Source organism: Streptomyces sp. P9(2023), assembly GCF_032436795.1.
Lineage (GTDB): Bacteria > Actinomycetota > Actinomycetes > Streptomycetales > Streptomycetaceae > Streptomyces.
Genome location: NZ_JAUPWM010000007.1, coordinates 232,072 through 252,717 on the forward strand (window position 1 = coordinate 232,072; position 20,646 = coordinate 252,717).

General features: G+C 70.3%; 19 protein-coding genes and 1 other RNA gene. 1 reads left to right on the top strand and 19 read right to left on the bottom strand.

The features are described from left to right. Positions 1 to 4: 4 nt before the first annotated feature. The 5 genes from Q5762_RS13420 to Q5762_RS13440 form a co-directional block, all read right to left on the bottom strand. Positions 5 to 856, bottom strand: a complete 852-nt coding sequence (locus tag Q5762_RS13420; protein WP_315892269.1) for a carbohydrate ABC transporter permease — start codon at positions 854 to 856, stop codon at positions 5 to 7. Beyond that, on the bottom strand, positions 853 to 1,812 hold the full coding sequence (locus Q5762_RS13425; RefSeq protein WP_315892270.1) for a sugar ABC transporter permease: 960 nt from the start codon (positions 1,810 to 1,812) through the stop codon (positions 853 to 855). The genes Q5762_RS13420 and Q5762_RS13425 overlap by 4 nt, the downstream gene beginning before the upstream one ends. A gap of 5 nt (positions 1,813 to 1,817) precedes the next feature. After that, positions 1,818 to 3,161 (bottom strand): extracellular solute-binding protein, encoded by a 1,344-nt coding sequence (locus Q5762_RS13430; RefSeq protein WP_315892271.1) that lies wholly within the window; start codon positions 3,159 to 3,161, stop codon positions 1,818 to 1,820. A gap of 218 nt (positions 3,162 to 3,379) precedes the next feature. After that, positions 3,380 to 3,676, bottom strand: coding sequence for a DUF3039 domain-containing protein (locus tag Q5762_RS13435; RefSeq protein WP_315892272.1), 297 nt, complete (start codon positions 3,674 to 3,676; stop codon positions 3,380 to 3,382). A 30-nt stretch (positions 3,677 to 3,706) separates the two neighbouring features. Continuing rightward, a complete protein-coding gene (locus tag Q5762_RS13440) occupies positions 3,707 to 4,267 on the bottom strand; it encodes a YqgE/AlgH family protein (protein WP_315892273.1) in 561 nt (186 codons plus the stop codon). A gap of 264 nt (positions 4,268 to 4,531) precedes the next feature. Between Q5762_RS13440 and murA the strand changes: the two genes are divergently transcribed. Then, a complete protein-coding gene (murA, locus tag Q5762_RS13445; RefSeq protein WP_315892274.1) occupies positions 4,532 to 5,872 on the top strand; it encodes a UDP-N-acetylglucosamine 1-carboxyvinyltransferase in 1,341 nt (446 codons plus the stop codon). Positions 5,873 to 6,061: 189 nt separating this feature from the next. Here the strand turns inward: murA and Q5762_RS13450 are convergent, their stop codons facing one another. The 14 genes from Q5762_RS13450 to ftsE form a co-directional block, all read right to left on the bottom strand. Next, a complete protein-coding gene (locus Q5762_RS13450; RefSeq protein WP_003968811.1) occupies positions 6,062 to 6,343 on the bottom strand; it encodes an HU family DNA-binding protein in 282 nt (93 codons plus the stop codon). 374 nt (positions 6,344 to 6,717) lie between these two features. Beyond that, on the bottom strand, positions 6,718 to 8,154 hold the full coding sequence (locus Q5762_RS13455) for an NAD-dependent malic enzyme (protein WP_315892275.1): 1,437 nt from the start codon (positions 8,152 to 8,154) through the stop codon (positions 6,718 to 6,720). 365 nt (positions 8,155 to 8,519) lie between these two features. Continuing rightward, complete coding sequence (locus Q5762_RS13460) at positions 8,520 to 10,868, bottom strand: HelD family protein (RefSeq protein WP_399495099.1); 2,349 nt, start codon at positions 10,866 to 10,868, stop codon at positions 8,520 to 8,522. A gap of 101 nt (positions 10,869 to 10,969) precedes the next feature. Further along, positions 10,970 to 11,881 carry an RNA polymerase subunit sigma gene (locus tag Q5762_RS13465; RefSeq protein ID WP_315892276.1) on the bottom strand — a complete coding sequence of 304 codons (912 nt, stop codon included), beginning with the start codon at positions 11,879 to 11,881 and terminating at the stop codon, positions 10,970 to 10,972. Continuing rightward, entirely contained in the window at positions 11,878 to 12,474 is a 597-nt protein-coding gene (locus Q5762_RS13470) for a sigma-70 family RNA polymerase sigma factor (RefSeq protein ID WP_315892277.1), read from the bottom strand. The genes Q5762_RS13465 and Q5762_RS13470 overlap by 4 nt, the downstream gene beginning before the upstream one ends. 92 nt (positions 12,475 to 12,566) lie before the next feature. After that, a complete protein-coding gene (locus Q5762_RS13475; protein ID WP_315892278.1) occupies positions 12,567 to 13,118 on the bottom strand; it encodes a CGNR zinc finger domain-containing protein in 552 nt (183 codons plus the stop codon). 68 nt (positions 13,119 to 13,186) lie between these two features. Next, positions 13,187 to 13,696 (bottom strand): GNAT family protein, encoded by a 510-nt coding sequence (locus Q5762_RS13480; protein WP_315892279.1) that lies wholly within the window; start codon positions 13,694 to 13,696, stop codon positions 13,187 to 13,189. A 98-nt stretch (positions 13,697 to 13,794) separates the two neighbouring features. Next, positions 13,795 to 14,934 (bottom strand): uroporphyrinogen-III synthase, encoded by a 1,140-nt coding sequence (locus Q5762_RS13485; RefSeq protein ID WP_315892280.1) that lies wholly within the window; start codon positions 14,932 to 14,934, stop codon positions 13,795 to 13,797. Between the two features lie 75 nt (positions 14,935 to 15,009). Further along, positions 15,010 to 16,374: a nitrate/nitrite transporter gene (locus tag Q5762_RS13490; protein ID WP_315892281.1), complete on the bottom strand. Its 1,365-nt coding sequence runs from the start codon at positions 16,372 to 16,374 to the stop codon at positions 15,010 to 15,012. 211 nt (positions 16,375 to 16,585) lie between these two features. Continuing rightward, positions 16,586 to 16,955, bottom strand: a transfer-messenger RNA (tmRNA) gene (gene ssrA / locus Q5762_RS13495). Between the two features lie 115 nt (positions 16,956 to 17,070). After that, positions 17,071 to 17,613: an SsrA-binding protein SmpB gene (smpB, locus tag Q5762_RS13500; RefSeq protein WP_315892282.1), complete on the bottom strand. Its 543-nt coding sequence runs from the start codon at positions 17,611 to 17,613 to the stop codon at positions 17,071 to 17,073. 18 nt (positions 17,614 to 17,631) lie between these two features. Beyond that, complete coding sequence (locus tag Q5762_RS13505; RefSeq protein ID WP_315892283.1) at positions 17,632 to 18,822, bottom strand: S41 family peptidase; 1,191 nt, start codon at positions 18,820 to 18,822, stop codon at positions 17,632 to 17,634. A gap of 78 nt (positions 18,823 to 18,900) precedes the next feature. Continuing rightward, positions 18,901 to 19,818, bottom strand: coding sequence for a permease-like cell division protein FtsX (gene ftsX / locus Q5762_RS13510; RefSeq protein ID WP_315892284.1), 918 nt, complete (start codon positions 19,816 to 19,818; stop codon positions 18,901 to 18,903). Positions 19,819 to 19,839: 21 nt separating this feature from the next. Further along, positions 19,840 to 20,529 (bottom strand): cell division ATP-binding protein FtsE, encoded by a 690-nt coding sequence (gene ftsE, locus Q5762_RS13515; protein WP_315892285.1) that lies wholly within the window; start codon positions 20,527 to 20,529, stop codon positions 19,840 to 19,842. Between the last annotated feature and the right edge of the window lie 117 nt (positions 20,530 to 20,646).

Consider the following 20,646-nt stretch of genomic DNA (forward strand, 5'->3'; position numbering starts at 1 on the left):
GACGTCAGTCCTTCACCGCCCCGCCCAGTCCCGAGACCAGGCGGCGCTGTACGAGTACGAAGAAGACGAGCACCGGGATCGTCATCACGGTCGACCCGGCCATGATTCCTCCCCAGTCGTTCTCGTCCGGCTTGAAGAAGACCAGCAGCGCCATCGGGAGGGTCGACTGCGAGGTGTCGCTGATGATGAACGACTTCGCGAACAGGAAGTCGTTCCAGGTCGAGATGAACGAGAAGACGCTCGTCGCGACAAGGCCCGGGAAGACCAGCGGGAAGAGGATCTGCCACAGGAAGCGGGTGCGGCTCGCGCCGTCGATCGACGCCTGCTCCGCCAGCGCCTCCGGCACCGCCTTGACGAAGCCGCGCAGCATCCAGATCGCGAACGGCAGCGAGAAGGCGATGTGCGGCAGGATCAGCGAGCCCAGCGTGTTGAGCTGGCCGACGTCCCGCATCAGGAAGAAGAGCGGGATCGTCAGCGCCTCGATCGGCACCATCTGGGCGACCAGGAACATGATCAGCAGGGTCGTCCGGAAGCGGAACCGGAACCGGGTGACCGCCGTGGCCGCCAGGAAGGCGATCAGCGCGGAGGCGAGGACCACCGTGCAGGCGACGATCAGCGAGTTGAGGAAGTACCGGCCGAACTCCTGCTGTTCGAAGACGCGCCGGAACGAGTCGAGGGACGGGGACAGGGTCCACGGCCGCGGCTCGGCCGACTGGATCTCGCCGGCCGGCTTGAAGGCCGAGAGGACCATCCAGTACAGCGGGAAGGCGACCACGGCCGCGACGAGGAGGGCGCCTGCCTCGGCGGCGAGGCGCCCGGGCCGCCGGATCGGGTTCCGGATGCGGAATGCGGTCACAGTTCTTCTCCCTGGCGGCGCAGCAGACGGAGGTACACCAGCGTCACCGCAAGCAGGATCAGCAGCATGACGACGCCGATCGCCGACCCCAGGCTGTACTGGGAGGAGGCGAAGGCCTTCTGGTACGCGTACACGTTGAGGACGAGGTTCTGCCCGGCGATGCCGCCGCCGTTGGTCATCACGTAGATCTGCGTGAAGACCTTGAAGTCCCAGATGATCGACTGGATCGTGACGACGACCAGGATCGGCCGGAGCATCGGCGCCGTGACCGAGCGCCAGATCCGCCACTGCGAGGCGCCGTCGAGCGCCGCGGCCTCCAGGACCTCGCCGGGGATGGCCCTGATGCCCGCGTAGACGGTGACCATCACGAACGGGAACGAGCACCAGACGACCTCGAAGAGGACCAGGGCGAAGGCGCTGTAGCGCCCGTACGTCCAGGAGAAGTCGCCGAGCCCGAGCAGCCGGTTGACCGGGCCGAAGTCGGGGTCGAAGAGGAAGACCCAGACCGTGGAGCCGGTGACGGCTGGGGTGGCCCAGGCGCCGAGCGCGGCGAGCATGAGCGCGAGGCGGGGCAGGGCCCGTACGCGGGTCAGGAGCACCGCCAGCGCGCAGCCGACGGCGAGCGTGGTGACGACGCAGGCGGCGGCGAAGAGGACGGTGGCGAGGAGGACCTGCCAGAACTGCGGGTCGGAGAAGAGGGTGGCGTAGTTGCCGAAGCCCCGGAAGGAGGTCGGCTCGCCGCCGCTGACCTGGGCCTGGGTGTACTCCAGGAAGGAGATGAGCCCGAGCTGGTAGATGGGGTAGACGAGGAGGCCGCCGAGGACGACGAGGGCGGGGAGCAGGTAGAGCCAGGGCGTCCAGCCGGCCCGGCTCCGAGGGCCCTTGGGGCGGCGGGGCCGGCGGGCGGCGGGCACCGTCTCCGCCCCGGGCGTCTTCGTGGCGGTGGTCAGGGTCATGCCGGTCAGCCCGCGGCCGCGAACGCCGCGTCCATCTTCTTCGCGGCCTCGTCGGAGGCCGTCTTCACGTCCTTACGGCCGCTGACGACCTCCTGGAACATCGTCGGCAGCACGAGCGAGGCGTCGATCTGGCCCCAGCCGGGGGACGCGGGGACGAACTTGGTGCCGGCGCCGAGCGTGTCGATGAAGGGCTTCACGAAGGGCTCCTTCTGCGCCGTCGCGGCGCGCACGTCGGTGAAGGTCGGCAGGAAGCCCATGGCGTCGAAGAGCTTGCCCTGCGTCTCCTTGCCGGCGAGGGACTTCATCAGGTCGACGGCGAGGGTGCGGTGCGAACTGCTCTTCATCACGCCGATGTTGTTGCCGCCCGCGAAGGCGGGGGCGATGGAGCCGGGTGTCAGGCCGGGCAGCGGGACGACGGCGTACTTGCCCTTCGCCTCGCCCGCGTCGACGGCGGCGCGGACGAAGTCGCCGCCGATGACCATCGCGGCCTTGCCGCCCGCGAAGGCGGTGACGGTCGCGTTGCCGCCCATCTGGGCGCACTTGGCGGCGGGGCAGTTCTCGTCGCCGAAGAGCGAGGTGTACGAGCTGATGCCGGCGCGGGCGGCCTCGGTGTTGACGGCGGCCTGGTACGAAGCGCCGTCCTGGGTGGCGAGTTCGCCGCCGTTGGCCCAGATGAACGGCATCGCGCCGTAGGTGTTGGCGCCGCCGACGGCGATGCCGTAGAGCTCGGGCCGCTCCTTGTGGATCTTCTTCGCGGTGGAGATCAGCTCGGCCTGGGTCTTGGGCGCGGTGAGGCCGAGGTCCCTGAAGACGTCGGTGCGGTAGTAGAGCGCGCGGACGCCGACGAAGAGGGGCGCGCCGTAGACCTTGCCGTCCACGGTGACGGAGGCCTCGGCGGTGGCGTCGGTGTCCTTGGTGTCGGCCCAGGCGCCGAACTCGGCGCTGATGTCGGCGAGTCCGCCGTCCTTCACGTAGCCGGCGGTGTCGGTGTTGCCGTACTCGATGACGTCGGGCGCGGACTTCGGGTCGTTGAAGGCGGCCTTGACGCGCTGGGCGCGGGTCTCGACGGGGATGTACTCGACCTCGACCTCGGCGCCCTTGTTGCGCGCCTCGAAGGCGGCGATGGCCTCGTCGACCACCTTCTTCTTGGGCGCGTTGTCGACTTCTTGGAAGAGCCAGACGCGCAGGGTGCCGCTCTTCTCGTCCGTCGCGGCCTTGCCGTCGGAGGTCTGCGGGGCGCAGGCGGTGGCGGTGAGGCCGGCGAGGACGAGGGCGGTGACGGTGGCGGCGATGGGGGTCCCCCCTGCTCGAGCGAAGCCGAGAGCTTGGGGGAGGGCAGGAAGCTTCATGGCGGATCCCCTCCGAGGATGTTGCAACATACGCAACGGGCGTTTCGTGCTGCACAACACGCGTGAGGTTAGGGGCGGACCAACTCACGGACAAGTGGTCTCAACCACTCTGTGACCGCCGGATGCACCCCGTGCAACGGGCCCGCGCAACGCGAACGGCCCCCGGCACGCGCACCGAAGTGCGCGCACCGGGGGCCGTGAGGACCGCCAGGACCGTCCTACTTCTTGTCCTTGCCGCCCTTGCCCTTGTCCTTGTCCCCGCCACCGGCGCCCATGGACTCGTAGATCTCCTTGCACATCGGGCAGACCGGGTACTTCTTGGGGTCACGCCCCGGAACCCAGACCTTCCCGCACAGTGCGACCACGGGAGTGCCGTCGAGGGCGCTCGCCATGATCTTGTCCTTCTGGACGTAATGGGCGTAGCGCTCGTGGTCACCGTCACCACTGGACACCTGCGGCGTCGGCTCGACGAGGGTTCCCGTACCTGACCCGCGCTCGGGCTCGAGAGTGCTCATGGGAACCAAGGGTACTGGGGACCGCACGGGTCAGTTGAGCGACGGGTCGTCCGGGTATGTGGCGACCATCGCGAGGTCGCTTCGCTGGCGGCGGAGGACTTCGCGCCAGAGGGTTTCCGGGCGGGGGGAGGAGACGTCGCCCGGTTCGGACTCGACCACGTACCAGGCGCCGTCGCCCAGTTCCGTCTCCAGCTGACCCGGGCCCCAGCCCGCGTAGCCGGCGAAGATACGGAGGGAGCCGAGCGCCGGGCCGAGCAGTTCGGGCGGGGTCTCCAGGTCGACCAGGCCGATCGCGCCGAACACCCGGCGCCAGCCCAGCGGACCCTCGTCCCCCGGGATCACCGCCACGCCGAGCGCCGCGTCCAGGGAGACCGGGCCGCCCTGGAAGACCACCCCCGGCTCGCCCGCCAGATCGGCCCACGGCGCGAGGATGTCGCCGACCGTGACGGGCGTCGGCCGGTTCAGGACCACGCCGAGGGAGCCCTCGTCGTCGTGGTCGAGGAGCAGCACCACCGCGCGGTCGAAATTGGGGTCGGCCAACGCGGGCGTGGCGACGAGCAGCCGTCCTGTGAGCGAGGACACCTCGGTCATGCGACACATGATCCCGCATCTTCCGGGTTCGCGGGGCCCGAAGGACGGAGTGCGGACAGACCGGCGAGCCGCGCAGTTCAGAGCGGCCGTGACGGGCTCGTACGGACACAAACGGACGGTGACGCTCCGCAAGATCGTGTGAACAGAGGGTGTTGTGCCGAATTCATTACATCTGAGAGGCCCCGTTGGACTTCCGAGGCGGGGGTAGACGAGCCTTACCCTTTTCCCTGGCCCCCTGCCCGACCTCTCCGGAACGCGAGATTCATGACCGGCACAGACGATGTACTGCTTGTCCACGGCGGAACCCCGCTGGAGGGCGAGATCCGCGTCCGCGGCGCGAAGAACCTCGTGCCCAAGGCGATGGTCGCCGCCCTCCTCGGCAGCGGGCCGAGCCGACTGCGCAATGTGCCCGACATCCGTGACGTGCGCGTCGTCCGCGGACTCCTCCAGCTGCACGGGGTGACCGTCCGCCCCGGCGAGGAGCCGGGCGAGCTGGTCCTCGACCCGACGCACGTCGAGTCCGCCAACGTGGCCGACATCGATGCCCACGCCGGTTCGTCGCGCATCCCGATCCTCTTCTGCGGCCCGCTGCTGCACCGCCTCGGCCACGCCTTCATCCCGGGCCTGGGCGGCTGCGACATCGGCGGCCGGCCGATCGACTTCCACTTCGACGTGCTCCGCCAGTTCGGCGCGACCATCGAGAAGCGGGACGACGGCCAGTACCTGGAGGCCCCGCAGCGGCTGCGCGGCACGAAGATCCGGCTGCCGTACCCCTCGGTCGGCTCGACCGAACAGGTGCTGCTGACGGCCGTGCTCGCGGAGGGCGTCACCGAGCTCTCCAACGCGGCCGTGGAGCCGGAGATCGAGGACCTTATCTGCGTACTGCAGAAAATGGGCGCGATGATCTCCGTGGACACCGACCGCACCATCCGCATCACCGGTGTCGACAAGCTCGACGGCTACACCCACCGGGCGCTCCCGGACCGCCTGGAGGCGGCGTCCTGGGCATCGGCGGCGCTGGCGACCGAGGGCAACATCTACGTCCGCGGCGCGCAGCAGCGGTCGATGATGACCTTCCTCAACACGTACCGGAAGGTGGGTGGCGCCTTCGAGATCGACGACGAGGGCATCCGCTTCTGGCACCCGGGCGGCTCGCTCAACGCGATCGCCCTGGAGACGGACGTGCACCCCGGTTTCCAGACCGACTGGCAGCAGCCACTGGTCGTCGCCCTGACGCAGGCCGCGGGCCTCTCGATCGTCCACGAGACGGTCTACGAGTCCCGGCTCGGCTTCACCTCCGCGCTGAACCAGATGGGCGCGCACATCCAGCTGTACCGCGAGTGCCTGGGCGGCTCGGACTGCCGCTTCGGCCAGCGCAACTTCCTCCACTCGGCGGTCGTGTCGGGCCCGACGAAGCTCCAGGGCGCCGACCTGGTCATCCCGGACCTCCGCGGCGGCTTCTCGTACCTGATCGCGGCGCTGGCGGCGCAGGGCACGTCCCGGGTCCACGGCATCGACCTGATCAACCGCGGCTACGAGAACTTCATGGAGAAGCTCGTCGAGCTGGGCGCGAAGGTCGAGCTCCCGGGCAGCGCGCTCGTCTGACACGGAACGACACGAGCAGCGCGCTGGTCTGAGCCGAATGCGCGCCGGTGCGAGTCGGCGCGCGTTCGCAGCGCTTCGCTGTAGCGCCCGCACACGGGCAAACAGAAGGGCGGCCACCCCCTGACAGGGTGGCCGCCCTTCCGTCGCTTCAGGCCCGTTCCCAGGCCCTCGGCGCCTGTGTCTACAGGCTTACTTGCCCTTGGCGGCTTCCTTGAGCTTCGAGCCCGCGGAGACCTTCACGCTGTAGCCGGCCGGGATGTTGATCGGGTCGCCGGTCTGCGGGTTACGAGCGGTGCGAGCGGCACGGTGGGTGCGCTCGAAGGTCAGGAAGCCGGGGATGGTGACCTTCTCGTCGCCCTTGGCGACGATCTCGCCGACGGTCTCGGCGAGAGCGGCCAGCACGGCGTCGGCGTCCTTGCGGGTCACCTCGGCGCGGTCGGCCAGGGCGGCCACCAGCTCACTGCGGTTCATGTTGTTACTCCCGTGTTCTTCTTGCCTGTGAGGCGTGAGATCGATGCCGATGCTGCCAGGGCCCTCGGACAGTCCCCGGACCCGGGTCTGCTGACAGACCCTCGCGCCCGAATAGGCATCCTGCCCCCACCAGCGGCGGGAACGCCAATCCGGCACCCTCTGGGGTCACACGAAAAGCGCCACGGCCACTGGCATGGTGACGTTCCGTCGACTCCGCGGAAACTCTTTGGAGCCGAAGGGCCACCCTAGAGGCGGGTTTGGGGCTCGGCGACCCGCGACGCGCCGTTCGCCGGGCGGACCTGGCGCGGACGTGCGGCGGAGGTGGGGCGGACGTGGGGCCGCTCACAGCCCCACGACGCCCCCTGGAGGCCCCGTCAGAGCCCGTTCGTCCCGTTGTCGACACCCGCACCGGCCGCCTTCGCCGCGGTGCGGACGGCGCCCGCGACGGCGCCGGCGACCTTGTCGTTGAAGACCGACGGGATGATGTAGTTCGGGTTCAGCTCACCCTCGCTGACGACGTCGGCGAGCGCCGTCGCGGCCGCCAGCATCATCTCCGTGTTGACCGTGCGGGACTGAGCGTCCAGCAGACCGCGGAAGACACCCGGGAAGACCAGCACGTTGTTGATCTGGTTCGGGAAGTCCGAGCGGCCGGTGGCCACGACGGCCGCCGTCTGACGGGCGATCGCCGGGTCCACCTCGGGGTCCGGATTCGCGAGCGCGAACACGATCGAGTCGTCCGCCATGGCGGCCACGTCGTCCGCGCCGAGCAGGTTCGGGGCCGAGACGCCGATGAAGACGTCCGCGCCGACCACGGCCTGCTTGAGGGTGCCGGTGACGCCCTCGGGGTTGGTGTTGTCGGCGATCCAGCGCAGCGGGGTGCCCGGCGCCGCCTCGACCAGGTCCTCGCGGCCCGCGTGCACGACACCGTGGATGTCGGCGACGACGGCGTGCTTGACGCCCGCCGCGATGAGCAGCTTCAGGATGGCCGTACCGGCCGCGCCCGCGCCGGACATGACGACCCGTACGTCCCCGATGCCCTTGCCCACCACGCGCAGCGCGTTGGTGAGCGCGGCCAGGACCACGATCGCCGTGCCGTGCTGGTCGTCGTGGAAGACCGGGATGTCGAGGGCCTCGCGCAGCCGGGCCTCGATCTCGAAGCAGCGGGGGGCGGAGATGTCCTCCAGGTTGATGCCGGCGAAGCCGGGGGCGATCGCCTTGACGATCGCGACGATCTCGTCGGTGTCCTGGGTGTCCAGGCAGATCGGCCAGGCATCGATGTCGGCGAAGCGCTTGAACAGGGCCGCCTTGCCCTCCATGACCGGCATCGCGGCCATCGGGCCGATGTTGCCGAGGCCGAGGACGGCGGAGCCGTCGGTCACGACCGCGACGGTGTTGCGCTTGATGGTGAGGCGGCGGGCGTCCTCGGGGTTCTCGGCGATCGCCATGCACACCCGGGCCACGCCAGGGGTGTAGATCATGGAGAGGTCGTCACGGTTGCGGATGGGGTGCTTGGACGCCATCTCGATCTTGCCGCCGAGGTGCATCAGGAACGTACGGTCGGAGACCTTGCCGAGGACGACGCCCTCGATGGTCCGCAGCTGCGCGACGATCTCGTCGGCGTGCGCCGTGGAGGTCGCGGCGATGGTGACGTCGATCCGGAGCTTCTCGTGGCCGGAGGCGGTCACGTCGAGGCCGGTGACGGAACCGCCGTGGGACTCCACCGCCGTGGTGAGCTGGGAGACCGCGGTCCCGCTGGCGGGAACCTCCAGCCGGACCGTCATCGAGTACGAGACGCTGGGCGCCGTTGCCATGGCCGACTTCCTCTGCTTTCCCTGAGCTTCGTTGCTACGCCGCCCCGGCTGGTTGCCTGGCAGCGCCCTCCGATCGTCGCACCTACCCGCCGGTAGCAGGTAATGCGGTCATTTTGTTTTCGGAAAGTAGTTTCCACCATACGAGAAGCTGTCGGGAAACAGAAGAGGTCCCCGTCACCAGGGGTGACAGGGACCTCAACTTCGTAGCTATGACCTAGCGGCACCGACCCGCCATGCTCGCCTCGCGGCAAGTGGTCCCTCTAAGGGACGAAGGTTGGGCCCGGGGGCTTGGATCGAGCCGGTGCCATAGACAGGCTAACAAACCACCCTGGTAAGTGATTCCTGCGACGCAGGTTGACTGGAAATCAGTCCCTCAGCAGGTCCGGGACCCCCGCCTCGTCCGGTACGTCGCGGGCGCCCGAGACCACCGTCAGCTGCTGGGTGGCCCGGGTCAGCGCCACGTACAGGACCCGCAGGCCCGCCGGGGACTCGTCCGCGATCTCCGCCGGCGAGACCACCACCGTGGCGTCGTACTCAAGTCCCTTGGCCTCCAGGGAGCCGAGCGCCACCACCCGGTCGCCGAGCTCGGCCAGCCAGTCGGCGGCCTGTTCGCGGCGGTTCATGGCGACCACGACACCCACCGTGCCGTCCACCCGTTCGAGCAGCCGACGCGCCTCCGCCCGTACGGTTCCGGCCAGATCGTCCTTCGCCGCCACGGCCACGAAACGCGGCTCCACGCCCGTCGAGCGGACCGCGCGCGGCGACTCCTTGCCGGGCATGGCGAGGGCGAGCACCTTGGCGGCCAGTTGGGCGATCTCGGCGGGGTTGCGGTAGTTCACGGTCAGCTCGAAGCGGCGGCGCGGGCGGCTGCCCAGCGCCTCGTCGCGCGCCTCGGCGGCCTCGTCCGGGCTCGACCAGGAGGACTGCGCCGGGTCGCCGACGACCGTCCAGGTCGCGGTCCGGCCGCGCCGCCCGACCATCCGCCACTGCATGGGCGTGAGGTCCTGCGCCTCGTCCACGATGACGTGCGCGTACTCGGTGCGCTCCGCCGCGAGCCGTTCGGCCCGCTCGCGCTGCGTCTCCTCCCGTACGGGCATCAGCTCCTCCAGGCCCGTCAGCTGGTCCAGCGGGTCGTACTCCCGCTTCCTGCGCTGCCTGACCGGGGCGCCCAGGAGGGTGTGCAGCTCGTCCAGGAGGGCCACGTCGTGCACGGAGAGGCCGTCGCGGCGCAGCGAGCGGGCGAGCCGGCGGACCTCGCCCGGATTGAGGATGCGCCGGGCCCAGCGGCCGAGGCGCCGCTCGTCGGCCATCGCGGTGAGGACCTGGCGGGGGGTGAGCTCGGGCCACCAGGCGTCGAGGAAGCCCAGGAACGAGTCCTCGGTGGAGACGTCCTCGTCGAAGGAGGAGCGCAGCTCGGCGGCGAGCTCGGGGTCGCTGTGCCGCCCGACGGCGCCGGACTTGGCGTACAGCGCGTCGAGCAGCAGCCGGCGGGCGCGCGGGCGCAGCAGGTTGACGGGCGCGGAGCCGCCGAGGACGTTGTGCCGGATGCGCTGGAGCTCGTCGCCCTCCAGCTCCAGGCGGCGGCCGAAGGCGACGACCCGGAGGCGGGTGGGGGTGGTGGCAGGGGCCGGGGCGGCCTCCTCCTCCTCGCCGAACGACAGCTGCGACTGCGCCTGGGCCCTGGGCGCGGGGGTCTCCAGCGCGCCACGGGCCGCCTTGCGGAGCACCGCGAGCATGCGGGAGGAGCCCTTGACGCGGGCCACGGCCGGTTCGTCGTACGTGGTGGCCTCCACGCCGTCCACGAGCGACCCGAGCGCGCGGATCGCGACCTGCCCCTCCTCGCCCAGCGCGGGCAGCACGCCCTCGGTGTACGAGACGAGCAGCGGCGTCGGGGAGACGATCAGGATCCCGCCCGCGTACCGGCGCCGGTCCTGGTAGAGCAGGTAGGCCGCCCGGTGCAGGGCGACCGCCGTCTTTCCGGTGCCCGGGCCGCCCTCGACGTACGTGACGGAGGCGGCGGGCGCGCGGATGACCAGGTCCTGCTCGGCCTGGATGCTGGACACGATGTCCCGCATGGTGTGGCTGCGGGCCTGGCCGAGGGCGGCCATCAGGGCGCCGTCGCCGATCACCGGGAGCGTGCGCCCGTCGAGGGTCGCCGTCAGCTCCGGACGCATCAGGTCGTCCTCGACGCCGAGGACCTTGCGGCCCTTGGAACGGATCACCCGGCGCCGCACCACACGGCCGGGGTCGACCGGCGTGGAGCGGTAGAAGGGCGCGGCCGCGGGGGCCCGCCAGTCGATGACGAGCGGCGCGTAGTCGGAGTCCAGGACGCCGATCCGGCCGATGTGGAGGGTCTCGCCGATGTCGGCCGTGTTGTCGGCCCGTACGGCGTCCTCGGCGGGCTCGACGGAGGTGTACGCGCCGTCGGGGCCCTTCTTGCCGTCCTTGCCGTACAGCAGGTCGATCCGGCCGAAGAGGAAATCCTCGAACTCGTTGTTGAGCCGGTTGAGGTGCACACCGGCCCGGAACACCTGGGCGTCCCGCTCCGCGAGCGCGCCGGGGGTGCCGACCTGGCCGCGTTTGGCGGCGTCGTTCATCAGGAACTCCGCCTCGTGGATCTTCTCCTCGAGGCGGTGGTAGACGCGGTCCAGATGTTCCTGCTCGACACCGATCTCACGGTCGCGGACCGTGTCGGTGGCGTCCATGGCGTCCATGGCGGCGTCCATGGATTCCACGGCTTCCTGCGCGGCCACTGAGGCCCCCTTCTGACGTGCACTGGGCAGCCGTCGAGAGTACGCCACAGGGGGCCGAAATGTCAGGCCTCTACCTCCACGAGGCGTTCGCCGTCGAAGGTCCGTACTTCGAAGTGGTCGATGTCGTTACGGTCCATGGCCGCTCCGCCGTGCACGTACAGCGGGTTCTTGGCGGACTCCTGGCTGGCGCCGGGGATGCCGTACCCCCACTTCGGCACGGCCCAGGAGGTCACGATCTCCTCCTCGCCGGTCTTGGAGACGGCGACGAGCCGGCACTTGAGGGGGCCCTTGACGTTCTTGAGCTCCAGGACGGTGTGGGTGCCCCAGCCCTTCTTCTCCATGCCGACGGTGGCGCTGACCTTGGTCGTCGGGTCGGTGGCCTGGATCTTCTCGTCCATGTGGTTGAAGAAGGCGTCCTCGGCCGGGCTGGTGGGGTGGGGTTCGATCGCGCGGTTGTCCTTGTCGCCGCCGGAGGTGGCGACGACGGCGACGGCCGGCCCGCCGACGAGGAGGACGGCGGCGGCCGCGACGAGGTAGAACGAGCGGCGGCGCGTACGGGCGCGCCTCGCGCCCACCTCGTCGACGAGCCGGTCGAGGAGCTCGGGCCCGGGCGGGGCGACGACGGGTTCGCCCGGAGCGCGGCGCGGGGCGGGAGGTGCGGGTGGCCGGGGCGCGAAGGCGTCGAAGGCCTCGTCGGCGTACGGATCGGAGCGCGCATCGGAGCGCGGCCCGGCGTACGGATCGAGCCCCGCCGGGCGGGGCGCGCCCTGAGCCCCCGCGTCCGCGCCCGCCTCCGCCAGCAGGGCGAGCATCGGCTCCATCCCCGCGAACTCCTCCACGTGCGCGGCGCAGAGCTCGCAGTCCACCACATGCGCCTCGAAGGCGGCGGCGTCGGCGTCGTCCAGGATGCCCAGCACGTACGCGCCCGCGGCGTCGTGCGGCGGTGTCATCCCACTGTTCATGCCGCTGCTCATGCCGATACCCCCCTCTCCTCCAGCGCGAGCTTCATCGAACGAAGTGCGTAGAAAACCCGGGAACGCACGGTCCCGGAGGGTATGCCGAGGGTCTCGGCCGCCTCGTTGACCGTACGCCCCTTGAAGTAGGTCTCGACCAGAACTTCCCGGTGGGCGGGGGTCAAATCCTCGAGCGCGTCAGAGAGCGTCATCAGCCAGAGCGCCTTGTCGATCTCGTCCTCCGCGGGCAGGACCTCGAGCGGTGACGGATCGACCTCCTGCGGCCGGGCCTGCCGGCTTCGGTGGCCGTCGATGACGATGCGCCGGGCAACCGTCACCAGCCAAGGTCGGACGGAGCCGGTCGCCCGGTTGAGCGCGCCGGCGTTCTTCCAGGCACGGATGAGCGTCTCCTGCACGACGTCCTCGGCGCGCTGGCGGTCGCCGGCGACGAGGCGGAGTACGTAGGCGAGCAGGGGCCCGGCGTGTTCACGGTAGAGAGCACGCATCAACTCCTCGTCGGGAACGTCGGCGCGGACGCGCGACGCCTCTCTGCGGTGCCGGTGCCGGGCAGCCCCAGGCGGACGCTCATCGGCCACGGCCGCATCCTTGCGCACCTGAACCTCCCGGTCGAGTCCCTGTCGTCGTGCAGAGGTACGGAGCGGGGTGCGGATTCGACTCAACGGCGCGCGAACATTTTTACGGGACTTCACACGGCCGCGTCCGCCCTCCGGGCTGCCCGATGGCGGGCAACGCGGGCGCGGTTGCCGCACGCCTCGCTGGAGCACCAGCGGCGGCGGCGCCCGCGCGAGGTGTCGAGATAGCAGCGGCGGCAGTCGTCGCGCTCGCAACGGCGCAACTGGGCGCGGGCGGTGGGGTCGGTGAGCAGGTCGACGGCGTCGCGCGCGACGGCGGCGAGCAGGGCGCGGCAGTCGGGTTCGGTGTCCAACGCCCGTACGAGCCGACCGGTTTCGGTGCGTACGGCGCGGGGCGCGGGCGGAGCGGAGGCGGCGGCGAGGGCGTTGATCCGCTCCAGGGCGCGGTCGGCGCGACGGCCGTCGAGCTGGGCGTGGACCAGTTCGCCTACGCAGTCGCGCAGTTCGCGGAAGCGGACGACCCAGGCAGGGTCGAGCGCCCGCAGCGGCGTGGCGGCGGGGACGAGTCCGGCGGCGTGCAGGAAGTGGTCGAGCGCCCCTGTGTCGCCGAGCGGTTGGGCGGCCAGGTCCAGACAGATCCGACCGGACTCGAACCGTACGGTCATGCCCCTGTCACCACCTCGCGATCGGAAGCAGTCGTCCCGACCAGAGTGCCGACCCCGGGCGGGTCCGGCTAGCCCTGCGGCGGCGGGTCGTCGTGGAGGATTCGCTGGAAGAGGTGGTAGTCGCGCCAGGCGCCGTTGATGTGGAGATAGCGGGGCGCGGTGCCGATCCGCTCGAACCCGCTCTTGGCGAGGACGCGTTGGGAGGCGTGGTTGTCGAACGTGGTGCAGGCGTCGATCCGGTGCAGGCCGAGCTCCTCGCGGGCGGCCCGGCAGACCTCGTCGGCGAGCCGGGTGGCGAGGCCCTGCCCGGTGTACCGGGCATCGACCCAGTAGCCGAGGGAGGCGCTGTGGGAGGGGCCGAGGACGATCCCGGAGAGGGTGGCGACGGCGACGAGCTCCTCCCCGTCGACGGCGAACCACCGCTTCCCGCCGTCCGCGAGCCGCGCCGCCTGCCCCTCGACGGTGTAGTGGTCCTCGCTCCGGTACGGCTCCCGGGCCCGCATGTGCTCGCGGTTGCGCAGCACCGCGGCGGCGAGGGCGGGGGCGTCGGCGGGCCCGGCGGGGCGTATCCGGATCATCCCGCCACCGTAGACGCTCACGCATGCAAGCCGGCCGCGCGTCCGTGAATCGGTCCGGGCCCGGCCGTTCGACTGCGGAGCCGGTCCCTGCCCGGCCCCTACCCGTCCCCGTACTTCGTGTCCGCCACCGGGTCCAGGGCCAGCCGGTAGCCGCGCTTCACCACCGTCTGGATCAGCTTCGGCGTGCCGAGGGCCGTCCGGAGCCGGGCCATCGCCGTCTCCACGGCGTGTTCGTCCCGGCCCGCGCCCGGCAGGGCGCGCAGCAGGTCGGCGCGGGAGACGACCCAGCCGGGGCGCCGGGCCAGGGTGGCGAGCAGCGCCATCCCGGCCGGCGGGACCGGGCGCAGCAGGTCGTCCACGAGGACCGCGTGGCCGCGGATCTCGATGCGGTGACCGGCCACCGGCAGGCTGCGCGCCCGGGCCGGCAGTTCCTGGCAGAGCAGTTGCACCAGCGGGCCGAGCCGGAAGCGCTGGGGCTGGAGGGTGTCGATGCCGTGCGCCTGGAGCGGCAGCGCGGTCACCGGCCCCACGCACAGCGCCAGTACGTCGTGCCGCAGCGCTTCGAGGAGTTCGGCCAGGGCTCCCTTCTCCGCCGCCCGTGACAGCAGCGAGGCGGCGGCCGGCGCGCTGGTGAAGGTCACCGCGTCGAGGCCGCCCGCCAGGACCCCGTCCAGGAGCCGGTCGAGCGGGCCGATGTCCTCGGGCGGCATCCACCGGTAGACCGGTACGCCGACGACCTCCGCCCCGCCCGCCGTCAGCGCCTCCACGAACCCGGGCAGCGGCTCCCCGTGCAGCTGGAGCGCGATCCGCCGCCCGGCCACCCCCTCGGCGAGCAGCCGGTCGAGCACCTCGGCCATGGACTCCGACGACGGCGACCACGACTCGGTCAGCCCGGCCGCCCGGACCGCCCCCTTGACCTTGGGGCCGCGCGCGAGGAGCTCCACGCCCCGCAGCCGGTCGAGGAGTTCCTCGCCGTATCCCCAGCCATCCGCCGCCTCGACCCAGCCCCGGAAGCCGATCGCCGTCGTGGCGACGACGACGTCCGGGGCGTGGTCGATGAGTTCCTTCGTCGCGGCGAGCAGTTCCGTGTCGTCCGCGAGCGGCACGATCCGCAGCGCCGGTCCGTGCACCACGACCGCTCCACGGCGGCGCAGCAACGTGCCCAGCTCGTCCGCGCGGCGTGCCGCGGTGACCCCCACGGTGAACCCCGCGAGGGGCCCCTGCTCTTGCTCGTACATGACGTCCGAGCCTGCCGGGGATGCGTGACGGATGCGGTTCACCCGCATTTCCTGCCCGTTACGGACCACTGGGGATCACACCTTGGCGTAACCGGGCTGCCGGGTCCTCGCCTCAGCACCCTCCACGCCCTCCGCCGTGTCCGGTACGACGACCGGCCGGCGAAGGTATACCGCCCAGGTCACGACCATGCAGGCGGCGTAGAAGGCCAGGAAGGCGACGAAGGCCGCGGTACCGGTCCCGGAGGTCTGGAAGGACTGCCGGAAGGCCAGGTTGATGCCGAGCCCGCCGAGTGCGCCCACGGCCCCGATGAGGCCCATGGAGGCCCCGGAGAGCCTGCGGCCGTACGACTCCGCCGCCTCGCCGGACAGCCCCTTGCGGTGCCCCTGCGTCAGGAAGATCGCGGGGATCATCTTGTACGTGGAGCCGTTGCCGAGGCCGCTGAGGACGAAGAGCCCGATGAAGCCGACCAGGAAGACGGTGAGCGACTCGACGACCGAGGCGTAGACGACGACACCGGTCGACACGGCCATCGCACCGAACGTCCACAGCGTGATGCGGGCGCCGCCGTACCGGTCGGCGAGCGAGCCGCCGACGGGCCGGATCAGCGAGCCGAGCAGCGGGCCGATGAAGGTGAGCGCGGCGGCCTGGAGCGGGGTGCGCCCGAACTGGGTCTGCAGGACGAGCCCGAAGGCGAAGCTGTAGCCGATGAAGGAGCCGAAGGTGCCGATGTAGAGGAAGGCCATGATCCAGGTGTGGCCGGCCCGGACGGCCTCCTTCGCGGCGCCGGTGTCGTTCTTCACCGGGGCGAGGTTGTCCATGAAGAGCGCGGCGCACAGCGCGGCGACGACGATGAACGGGATGTAGACGCCGAGGACGATCCGCGGGTGCAGGGCGCCGGCGGTGCCGATGACCAGGAGGCCGACGAGCTGGACGACGGGGACGCCGATGTTGCCGCCGCCCGCGTTGAGGCCGAGCGCCCAGCCCTTCTTACGGAGCGGGAAGAAGGCGTTGATGTTGGTCATGGAGGAGGCGAAGTTGCCGCCGCCGACCCCGGTGAGCGCGGCGACCAGCAGGAAGGTGCCGTACGAGGTGCCCGGCTCCATCACCGCGTAGGCGACGCCCGTCGGCAGGAGGAGCAGCAGCGCGCTGACGATCGTCCAGTTCCGGCCACCGAAGCGGGCGACGGCGAAGGTGTACGGGACACGGATCAGCGCGCCCACGAAGGTGGCGGTCGCGATCAGGAAGAACTTGCCCGCCGGGTCGACCCCGTACTGCGGCCCCATGAAGAGGACCATCACGGACCACAGGCTCCAGATGGAGAACCCGATGTGCTCGGAGAGCACGGAGAAGAGCAGGTTGCGCCGGGCTATCTTCTCGCCCTGTTCACGCCAGAAGGTCTCGTCCTCCGGTTCCCAGCGTTCGATCCACCGGCCGCCCATCACGTACCTCCACGGTGTCGGGTCACGAGCGTCCAGATGCTCTGGACCTCTGGGGCAAGACCCTAGGGTGCCCGCGTTTCGGGCCGGTGGCGGGAAGTGACGGGTACGGAACCTCGCTCTCACCGGACCCACACACCCGATGTGAGTGCCCCGGCATGACAAAGGCCCGGCGGTCGTCGTGACGACTGCCGGGCCTGTGCCCACATGGGATGAGTGGAGATGGCGGGAATCGAACCCGCGTCCAACGGTGCAGAATCAGGGCTTCTCCGTGTGCAGTTCGCTGCGATTTTCTCGGCCCCGGAGATCACGCGAACAAGTCTCCGACGGGCTCAGCCACTGTTTGATTTCCTTCTAGGCCCCGTGACCGGGTCTAGAAGTTTAGATCCCTTGATGATGCCAGGATCCGGGTCGGGATCACCCCCGGGCTGACACTTCGCAAGTCGCTACTTAGGCAGCGAGGGCGAAGGAATCGCGCTTGGTGTTGGCGATTATTGGTTGCGACATATGGTTAACGAGATCATTGCCGCTTCCTCGACACGCTTCCCCTGCTTCGACATCCGCTGTCGAAACCGATCATCCCCATGTTGCTGTGTTTAATTTACAACAGTTCAATGCGTGCACCCGCTGTGAGGTGCGTGACCCATCGTACGTGACGACCGCGTACGGTTGCCAGCGACTTAACGGGGCACTGCGGCCCTACGCGAGCTGGGCCGCCCGCTGGCGCCGCTTCGCCGCCGCGATCGCCCGGCTCGTCTCGCGGGTGTCCTGCTGCTCCCGCAGCGTCTGCCGCTTGTCGTACTCCTTCTTGCCCTTGGCGAGGGCGATCTCGACCTTGACCCGGCCGTTCAGGAAGTACAGCGCCAGGGGAACGATCGTGTGACCCGTCTCCTGGGACTTCGCCTCCAGCTTGTCGATCTCGGCGCGGTGCAGGAGCAGCTTGCGCTTCCGCTTCGCCGAGTGGTTGGTCCAGCTGCCCTGGACGTACTCCGGTACGTGGATGTTGTGCAGCCACGCCTCGTGCCGGTCGATCTGGACGAAGCCGTCGGACAGCGACGCCCGGCCCATCCGGAGCGACTTCACCTCGGTGCCCATGAGCACCACACCGCACTCGTAGGTGTCGATGATGTGGTAGTCGTGGCGCGCCTTCTTGTTCTGCGCGATGATCTTGCGCTCAGGACCCTTGTCCGGGTCCTTCTTCTTGGCAGGCTTGCCCTGCACGTTCACGAGTCCCTTTGCCATAGTGCAGCCATTTTCGCACTACGAGCCCCCTCCGAGGCCACTCAATACTGTTCTGGCCCGCTCCTCGGCCCGCTCGCCCGTGCTGTCGCTGACGACGAGGTCGGGTGTGATGCCCTGGCCGTCGACGCCGCGGCCCGCGGGGGTGCGGTAGTGGCCGACGGTCAGCTCGGCGACGGAACCGTCGGGCAGCGTGCTCGGCATCTGCACCGAGCCCTTGCCGAAGGTGCGCGAGCCGACGGTGACGGCGCGGCCGCGGTCCTGCAGGGCTCCGGTGAGCAGCTCGGCCGCGCTCATGGTGCCGCCGTCGACCAGGGCCACCACGGGCCGGGCGGTGTCGCCGCCGCTCTGCGCGTACAGCGCGCGCTGCTCGCCGTCGACGTCGTACGTGGCGACCAGGCCGCCGTCGAGGAAGGCGGAGGCGGCCACGGTGGCCTCGGCGACCAGGCCGCCGGCGTTGCCCCGCAGGTCGAGCAGGACCCCGGCGCCGGCCGGGGCGGACCGTACCGCGTCCCGTACCCGCTCGCCCGCGCCCTTGGTGAAGGCGGTCACCTTGATCAGTAACGTGCCGTCGTCGAGGCGCCGCACGGTGACGTCCTCGGTGGTGAGCCGGGCCCGGGTCAGGGGCTGGGTCCAGGCGGAGCGGCCGCGCTCGACGCCGAGGGCGATGGTGGAGCCGGCCTCCTCGGCGGCGCCGTCGCCGCGCAGCAGGGCGACGACCTCGGAGACGGAGAGTCCGGCCAGGGGACGCCCGTCGACGGTGACGAGCCGGTCACCGGCCCGCAGCCCGGCCTTCGCGGCGGGGCCACCGGCCTGAACCCGGGAGATCAGGATCCGGTCGGCGCCCGATCTTCGGGCGGAGAGCCCGACGCCGGTGTACGAGCCGTCGAGGGCCTGCTCGAACTCCTCGTACTCGGCCTTGCCGTACACCGCGCCCCAACGGTCGCCGCTGCGGCTGACGAACTCCTCGGCGGCCTGCTGGCCGGACTTCCCGTCGGCCATCGCCTCGGCGGCGGCGCGGGAGAGGTCGGCGGGATCGACGGTGTCGCGGGCGGGCGCGGCCTGCTGCGCGCGCTTCTCGGTGGCGGGCTCCTGCCGTGGCAGGGCCCCGGTGGCCGCGGCGGTCGCGAGGACCCCGGCGAAGACCAGCGTCAAGGCGGCCCCGCGGACCATTCCGCGGGGCCGTGGACAGAGGTCCGGGCCGGTAGGCATGGCGCTCACTCTAGGACAAAGCAATGGCGCCGTACGGTGGTTGACCGTACGGCGCCAGCGGTGACAGAGGGGTCCTTGTCACACCTTGAGGTACTTGCGCAGCGCCACGAAGGCGGCAAGGGCCGGCATGAGCAGGCCGATGGCGATGACGAGCGGCAGCTTCGCGAGGACGGCGTCCCAGCCGATGAAGTTGACGAGCTGCATCTTGTCGGCGAGCGCGATGCCGTGGTCGATCAGGAAGTACCGGCCGACCAGGAGCATGACGCAGGCGACGGCGCCGCCGAGGAGTCCGGCGAAGGCGGCCTCCATGATGAACGGCATCTGGATGTAGAAGCTGGAGGCGCCGACCAGTCGCATGATGCCGGTCTCACGCCGTCGACTGAAGGCGGAGACGCGCACCGTGTTGACGATCAGCATCAGCGCGATGACCAGCATCAGCCCCATGATGCCGAGGGCGGCGATGTTCATGCCGTTCATGAGGTCGAAGAGGTTCTGCAGGATGTTGCGCTGGTCCTGCACGGACTCCACGCCGTCCCGGCCGGCGAAGGCGGTGGCGACGACCTTGTACTTCTCCGGGTCGTGCAGCTTGACCCGGAACGACTCCTGCATCTGGTCGGGCGTGATGACCGAGGCGATGGCGGTGTCGCCGTACTGCTCCTTGTAGCGCTTGTACGCCTCGTCGGTCGTCTCGCGCTGGACGGTGTCGACAATGTCCATCTTCTTCAGATCGGCCTCGATCTGCTCCTTCTGCTGCGCGGTCACCGCGCCCTTGGCGCACTTGGTGGAGGTGGCCGCGTCGTTCTTGTTGCAGAGGAAGATGGAGACGTTGACCTTGTCGTACCAGTAGTCCTTCATCGTGCTGACCTGCTCGCGCATGAGCAGCGCACCGCCGAAGAGGGCGAGCGAGAGGGCCACGGAGACGATGACGGCGAAGGTCATCGTGAGATTGCGCCGGAGACCGACACCGATCTCGGAGAGCACGAACTGAGCGCGCATGGTGTTCTATCCCCTACCTGCTCAGTGCTGGTATCCGTAGACGCCGCGCGCCTGGTCGCGGACGAGGCGGCCCTTTTCGAGCTCGATGACGCGCTTGCGCATCTGGTCGACGATGTTCTGGTCGTGGGTCGCCATGACGACGGTGGTCCCTGTCCTGTTGATGCGGTCGAGCAGCTTCATGATGCCGACGGAGGTCTGCGGGTCGAGGTTGCCGGTGGGCTCGTCCGCGATCAGCAGCATGGGCCGGTTGACGAAGGCCCGGGCGATGGCGACGCGCTGCTGCTCACCACCGGAGAGCTCGCCGGGCATCCGGTCCTCCTTGCCGCCGAGGCCGACGAGGTCGAGGACCTGCGGCACGGCCTTGCGGATCTCGCCGCGCGGCTTGCCGATGACCTCCTGGGCGAAGGCGACGTTCTCGGCGACGGTCTTGTTGGGCAGCAGCCGGAAGTCCTGGAAGACGGTCCCGAGCTGGCGCCGCATCTGGGGCACCTTCCAGTTGGACAGCCGGGCGAGGTCCTTGCCGAGGACGTGCACCTGGCCGTGGCTGCAGCGCTCCTCGCGCAGGATCAGCCGGAGGAAAGTCGACTTTCCGGAGCCGGAGGAACCGACGAGGAAGACGAACTCCCCCTTCTCGATCTCCAGGGAGACATCCCGGAGCGCGGGGTGGCTCTGCTTCGGATAGGACTTGGAGACGTTGTCGAATCGGATCACGGATGCACCACGGTCGGCCGGGAGTAGGTGTGCGCGACCTTACGCGACCGAAGACGGGCCGCGCAGTCGCGCTCCCGGCATGCGTGCTTTATCCTTTTCGCCCTTCGGGGCGGAAGG